Source organism: Sulfurihydrogenibium yellowstonense SS-5 (assembly GCF_000173615.1).
Taxonomy (GTDB): Bacteria; Aquificota; Aquificia; order Aquificales; family Hydrogenothermaceae; genus Sulfurihydrogenibium; species Sulfurihydrogenibium yellowstonense.
The window spans coordinates 1-6,035 of sequence record NZ_ABZS01000101.1 but is presented as its reverse complement, the minus strand read 5'-3'; the positions used below and the strand labels follow the sequence as shown (position 1 = coordinate 6,035).

Genomic DNA, 6,035 nt, shown 5'->3' with positions numbered 1-6,035 from the left:
TTTTTCTCCATGCTGGCATCTTTTTATCCATCTTACAAAGCATCAAAGTTAAACCCTGTTGATATTTTTAGAAGTGGTGGATGATGGAAATTATAAAAGTAGAAAATATAAACAAGTTTATCGCTAATGAACATATTTTAAAAAATATTAATCTTTCAGTAAAACAAGGAGAGTTTGTAAGCATCATAGGTCCATCCGGTTCAGGAAAAAGTACATTGTTATACATACTTGGACTTTTAGACCAGCCAACAGATGGAAAAGTTTTTGTTGAAAATCAAGAGATAAATTTTAAGGATAAAAAAAGAATTTCTGAAATAAGAAACAAAAAATTTGGATTCGTGTTTCAGTTTCATTATCTGATAAATGAACTTACAGCCTTAGAAAATGTTATGGTTCCAATGTTAAAAAGTGGAGTAGAAAAATCTGTTGCAGCGGATATAGCAATAAAAAATCTCGAAAAGCTTGGGCTTGAAAAAAAGCAAGACAGAAGACCTTACGAGCTATCAGGTGGCGAACAGCAGAGAGTATCTATTGCAAGAGCTTTATCAAACAATCCATTGGTAATTATTGCAGACGAACCAACGGGTAATCTTGACTCAAAAAATACCGAAATAGTTATGGAAATATTTGAAAATCTAAACAAAGAAGGAAAAACCATAATTATGGTAACTCACGAGATTGATTTAGCAGAAAGAACTCAAAGAATCATAAAATTAAAAGATGGTGAAATTATAGAAGATTTGAAGAAAATTTAAGTTATAATAATGCGTCAGGTGAGAAATTTAGTAAAAGTTAGGAGATTCTTCGCCGGCTGCAGAATGACACCATTGTGTTCAGAATGATACCATTAGATCATTCTCCGTCATCTTGAGGACGTAAGTCCGAAGGATCTCCTTTTTAAATTACATTAAAAAACACTAATTTCTCACCCTAATGTGTAAATAAAATTTGAGTTATAATAATTTCTAAAAAGGAGGCAAACAACAGTTGCTATTTTCTGTAAAAAAGTGTAAAAAGATGCATAACAAAAATACAAAAACAAAAAGTGTGAAGTTGTAAATAATAAAAATGAGAGATTAAGAAATGATAACTCTACAGTGCCAACTTGAATTCCAAAATAAGCAAGATAAAGAGATTGTATTAGATTTGATGCGTAGATTTTCATCAGCAATGAGATATGCATACCAAAGATTGTTAGAAGGTGAAAAAAGAAAAGATTTAAAAAAGTATTTATCAAAACTATTTGACATAAACACAAGATACTCAGATGATGCTATATTTTTAGCACAATCAACAATCACATCATGCAAAGAAAGAGGTCAAAATCCAAAAAAGCTTATCTTTGGCTCAAGGAAATTATTTGAACAGCTAAAGAAAAACCATTTAACAGGAAAAAGAAGAAAAGAATTAAAAACAAAATGGAAGGAAAGCAGACAAGGGAATTTGTATTCAAGAGGAGATAAATCAAAACAAGGTAATCTGAATTTAAGATTTCAGTGGATAAATGATGAATTGTATTTAAGAATAAACACAGGAGATAGACAGTATATCTACGCAAAAGTAATTAGAGATGTTAAAAAAGAAAAAGACAAATGGATAGAGTTTCTGTTTATATTAGAAAATGCATATCAGACAAATCAGTGGTTTTCATACTCAGTTAGACTAAAAGTAAAAAACGGTAATGTATATGCTTTTATATCTGTTGAAGAGGAACTGCCACCTATCACAATCAAAAAAGACAATGGAATAATAGGCATAGATGTAAACGCATATCCATTTCATTTGGCATTAGCTTTCACAAGTAAAGACGGAAATTTAGAAAAGTATCAAAGCATTAGTTTAAACGAATTATTAGAAGCAAACTCAGAAAAAAGACAATACTTAGAATGGCAAATAGCACATAAGATAATAAAGATAGCAAAAGAAGAGAATAAAGCTATATCTATAGAAGACTTAAATAAACTACCAAAAGGCAAAAGAGGAGATGGATTTGTAAAGTTAAGAATTAGATTACAAAAATGGAGCTATAAAAGATTATTATACAAAATAGAAGTTTTAGCAAAAAGAAACGGGATAGAATTAGTAAAAGTCAACCCTGCATACACATCATTAATTGGAAAACTAAAATACTCTCCACAATACAACATAGACAAAGACATAGCAGGAGCTTATGTAATAGCAAGAAGAGGGTTGGGATATAAAGAGAAATTAACAAAGAATTACAAAGAACTGTTAAATGATACTGACTTTTTATCATACACTATAGCAAAAATTGAAGATAACATTAAAAAGCTAAAACAAAAACTAAAAGAAGAAAAAAACGAATACAAGAGAAACAAAATTAAAACCAAATTAAACAAACTCAGAAAAAACCTAAAAACATTACAAAAACACGTCTCACTTCTCACATCTCACATCTCACGTTTAGAAAGTGGAAAGAGTGAGTCATCTTCCCAACAGCCTGTAAACCAATGGAAGGAGCAGGTGAGGGGTCTGCCTATGGGTAGACATAAAAGCTGGCAAGTTCTTTCCATAGTCTTAGCCTTCTGCTGTCTTGAAAAGTCTTACAGAGACTTTTCTCCTTTGAAGCGTGTTATAATTTAAAAGGATTGGACAGTAGTGGCTAATAGGTTAGTTCCTGTGCTTGGTATAGGGGCTATGACACTTCCAAAATACCGCCTGTTGGGGTCGGAAGTGTCTGAAATGGCGGAATACAAATACCCCAACCCAAGCTGTGCAAATTTCGCATAGTTTGGTTGACCAGGCATGAAAATAATGGATATTACTACAATCGGTGGGATAATCGCTGCCTTAATTTTGTTTGCTATAGGTGATATATTGGAAGGGGGAAACCCTGCCGGACTTATTCATATATCTTCTATTATAATAGTCGTACCTACATCGTTATCAGCCGCTGCTGTAGCAACAAAACAAAAATATGTAGCAGCTGCTTACAAAGAACTTAAAATCGTATTTGGTAATCCTCAATTAAACCCAGAAGAGACTTTAGAACAAATTATAAAGATAGCTGAAAAGGCAAGAAAAGAAGGAATTTTAGCAATAGAATCTGATATAGGTAATATAGATGATCCATTTTTTAGAAAAGGTCTGCAGATGCTTGTGGATGGGTTAGAGCCTGAGGTAATTAGAGAAAGAATGGAGTTGGAGATTGGAGAGATAGAAGAGTATTACGAAGGTGCTGCAAAATACTGGATTACGGCAGGAGAAACTACACCGGTTTTTGGTCTTGTTGGTGCAGTTATGGGATTAATCCTTGCGTTAAAAAGACTTGAAAATCCGGTAGAAATGGCAGCAGGTATAGCAGGTGCTTTTACTGCAACTGTTACAGGTATCGTATCTTCCTACCTCCTTTTTGGTCCATGGGGACACAAAATGAAAGCTAAAGCTAAAGACATAATTAAAACTAGAGAAATGATATTAGAAGGTATAATTGGAATAGCATTATCTAAAAATCCAAAAATGCTTAGAGAACAGCTTATGATTTACACAGGAAAATCTGAAGCTAAAGAGGCTTAAAATATGGCAAGAAAGAAAAAACATGAAGAACATGGTGCAGGAGAAAGGTGGGCTGTACCATACGCAGACTTTCTGTCATTACTTTTAGCTCTCTTTATCGCACTTTTTGCTATTTCTACGATAGATAAGAAAAAGTTGGCTTCATTCGTTGAAGCTATATCTGCTGCATTCAGCTTTAAACCAATATCTTCGTCTGCTCCTCCATCAATAATTGAAGGTGTGGGGGTAAAACAGAAAAGAGAAGATGCAAAGAAAAAGATAAAAGAAAGAGTTGAGCAGATTATTAAAAAACTAAATCTTGAAGGAAAAGTTAGCGTTGAAGTAATTCCTATGGGTGTAAGAATTAGAATATTAGATTATATATTGTTTCCTCCATGTAGCACAGAAATTAATCAAGAATATAAAGAATTATTAAATGGGATTGCTGAAGTTATAAAAGAAGCCAAACTGCCGGTAGAAGTTGAAGGACATACAGATGATATCCCACCCGGACCAACCTGTATTTATCCATCAAACTGGGAACTTTCTGCATCCAGAGCTGCTGCAGTTGTAAGATATTTAATAACTGCCGGGAATTTACCGCCATATCTATTTAGTGCAGTAGGTTATGCTGACACAAAACCAATCTCTCCAAATAATTCTGAACTAGGAAGAAAGTTAAATAGAAGAATCGAAATAAATCTTATTACAGGTACTGATAAAGAAGCAGAATTAAAAGAAAAAGCAGATTTTATATATAAAGAAAATTCTGAAGAGAAAAATGAAAAACAAAAAACAACTACTGAAAGTAAAAGATAATTATTTAAACGCTGAAAAAGAAAAGCTGAAAAATATTGATGAGACTTTAGAGACATTTTATAATAAAAAATCCGCCATTGAAAATGAAATAAATTTAGTATTAGAGCTTAATATTAACGATATCTTTTCTATGGAACAAAAATATGAATTCATCAATTATCAAAAAGAAAAATTAAAAAAGATAGAAGAAGAGATAAAATCCTTAGAGAAAGAAAAAGAGCAAATTAAAGAAAAGATAGCATTACTAAATGCAGAGAAAAAAGCTATTGATAAATATTTTACTTTAAAAGTAAACAAAAAACAGATTTTAGACAATTTTAAAGAAATGGTGGAGTCAAATGAGATTTTTAATAGGAATTCTATTTTTAATAAGCAGTAGTTTTGCACAAGTTGAAGAGCTAAAAAAAGAAGCTGAAAAATTAAAACAGATAAGAGATGAAATAAAAGCAACATATCAAAAAAACGAAGCTTTATTAGAACAAATAAAAAAAGAAAAACAAGCTTTAGAGCTTTTGAAGAAAGAGATAGAAGAAAGTAAGAAAAAAATTCAAGATGAAAGATATAAAAAGCTTGCAAAAGTATTTGAAAAAATGGACCCGGAGATGGCAGGTCAAAAACTGTCTAAAATGGAGTCAGCTGAAGATGCTGCATACATTATTTATAATATGAATGAAAAAAAAGCAGCAGCTGTACTTGATAATACCGACCCAATAATGGTTAGCAAAATCGTAAAAATTTTAACAAGATTGAAAGAAGAAAGTAATATCAAAAATTGAATGATTAGCGACAAACAGCAGGATAGACAAGACTGATTGTAAGTTTCCTGTTTTAATACAGAAATGCCCGTAAGCTAAACGACGTTTAGTATGGGACATTGTAAAATTTTTATAAGTTTACCTTTTCTTGTCATCCTGAGGACGTAAGTCCGAAGGATCTCCTTTTTTACTCTTTTTAAAATCAAAAAATGAGATTCTTCGCTGTCGCTCAGAATGACACTATAGATGGATAAAAGTGAAGATTCTTCTCTCGGCTGCAGAATGACAATGTTGATTTTCGAATAGTCTCATTATTTTATACTCCTCAATCTCTCATACTCATCTTTTGTGTTAATACTCCAATAACTAAAAAGATTCTTATCTGTCTTAGATATTTCATCTTCATACAATTTTAGGCAATTTAGCTTATCAATCCAAGACATTAAGGACTTACTTGACTTATATACTTCCTTAGCTTTTTCTAAAGCATCTTTTTTATAAAGCGTATTTAAAGGTTGGCATTTTCCATTGATTACAGGAAGAATGCAATCATAATCTGAAATTTTTTCTTTATAAAAATCAATTAATTCTGGATTTAAAAGTGGAGTATCTACAGTAGCTATAAACACATATGGATTATTAATACTATCTGCTACTGACGCAACGGCGTTTAATGGACCATCGTAAGGATTTTTATCTTTGATAAAAGTTATCTTATCAAGAAATTCATTGAGTTCTTTTTGATAAATTTCTTCATCTTTATTTATCGAGAGGATGATTTCATCGCATTTTTCATAGAGCTTTTTAACAATTATTTTTAAAAATGTTTGTCCGTCAAGCTTTAAAAATGCTTTATCTTCACCCATTCTCTTGCTTTGACCGCCAGCAAGCAGGATGCAAGATATTTTATTCGTAGTCATATAAAGCTGTTGTTAAATATTTTTC

The 6,035-nt window shown here is 31.6% G+C and carries 6 protein-coding genes and 1 pseudogene; 6 read left to right on the top strand and 1 reads right to left on the bottom strand.

Annotated features, from left to right (window positions below; translation table 11 throughout):
- Positions 1 to 83: 83 nt before the first annotated feature.
- The 6 genes and pseudogenes from SULYE_RS05140 to SULYE_RS05115 all read left to right on the top strand — a co-directional run bounded on the left by SULYE_RS05140 (position 84) and on the right by SULYE_RS05115 (position 5,111).
- Positions 84 to 755 (top strand): ABC transporter ATP-binding protein, encoded by a 672-nt coding sequence (locus tag SULYE_RS05140; protein WP_007547197.1) that lies wholly within the window; start codon positions 84 to 86, stop codon positions 753 to 755.
- 328 nt (positions 756 to 1,083) lie between these two features.
- Positions 1,084 to 2,751 (top strand): annotated as a pseudogene (locus SULYE_RS05135) (IS200/IS605 family accessory protein TnpB-related protein).
- A 24-nt stretch (positions 2,752 to 2,775) separates the two neighbouring features.
- Complete coding sequence (motA, locus tag SULYE_RS05130) at positions 2,776 to 3,537, top strand: flagellar motor stator protein MotA (RefSeq protein WP_007547194.1); 762 nt, start codon at positions 2,776 to 2,778, stop codon at positions 3,535 to 3,537.
- A 3-nt stretch (positions 3,538 to 3,540) separates the two neighbouring features.
- Positions 3,541 to 4,335, top strand: a complete 795-nt coding sequence (locus tag SULYE_RS05125) for an OmpA/MotB family protein (RefSeq protein ID WP_007547192.1) — start codon at positions 3,541 to 3,543, stop codon at positions 4,333 to 4,335.
- The gene (locus tag SULYE_RS05120; RefSeq protein ID WP_007547190.1) at positions 4,298 to 4,714 is read left to right on the top strand and encodes a hypothetical protein; all 417 of its coding nucleotides are present in this window, start codon (positions 4,298 to 4,300) and stop codon (positions 4,712 to 4,714) included. The genes SULYE_RS05125 and SULYE_RS05120 overlap by 38 nt, the downstream gene beginning before the upstream one ends.
- Positions 4,674 to 5,111, top strand: a complete 438-nt coding sequence (locus tag SULYE_RS05115; RefSeq protein WP_007547189.1) for a hypothetical protein — start codon at positions 4,674 to 4,676, stop codon at positions 5,109 to 5,111. Before SULYE_RS05120 ends, SULYE_RS05115 begins: the two co-directional genes overlap by 41 nt.
- A 290-nt stretch (positions 5,112 to 5,401) precedes the next feature.
- Here the strand turns inward: SULYE_RS05115 and SULYE_RS05110 are convergent, their stop codons facing one another.
- Positions 5,402 to 6,010: a molybdenum cofactor guanylyltransferase gene (locus SULYE_RS05110; RefSeq protein WP_007547187.1), complete on the bottom strand. Its 609-nt coding sequence runs from the start codon at positions 6,008 to 6,010 to the stop codon at positions 5,402 to 5,404.
- Positions 6,011 to 6,035 lie beyond the last annotated feature (25 nt).

What these genes read in the sequence shown, in the direction of transcription:
- SULYE_RS05110 (WP_007547187.1), bottom strand. Translation starts at nt 6,010, where the DNA reads ATGACTACGAATAAAATATCTTGCATCCTGCTTGCTGGCGGTCAAAGC.
- SULYE_RS05125 (WP_007547192.1), top strand. Translation starts at nt 3,541, where the DNA reads ATGGCAAGAAAGAAAAAACATGAAGAACATGGTGCAGGAGAAAGGTGG.
- SULYE_RS05115 (WP_007547189.1), top strand. Translation starts at nt 4,674, where the DNA reads ATGAGATTTTTAATAGGAATTCTATTTTTAATAAGCAGTAGTTTTGCA.
- motA (WP_007547194.1), top strand. Translation starts at nt 2,776, where the DNA reads ATGGATATTACTACAATCGGTGGGATAATCGCTGCCTTAATTTTGTTT.
- SULYE_RS05120 (WP_007547190.1), top strand. Translation starts at nt 4,298, where the DNA reads ATGAAAAACAAAAAACAACTACTGAAAGTAAAAGATAATTATTTAAAC.
- SULYE_RS05140 (WP_007547197.1), top strand. Translation starts at nt 84, where the DNA reads ATGGAAATTATAAAAGTAGAAAATATAAACAAGTTTATCGCTAATGAA.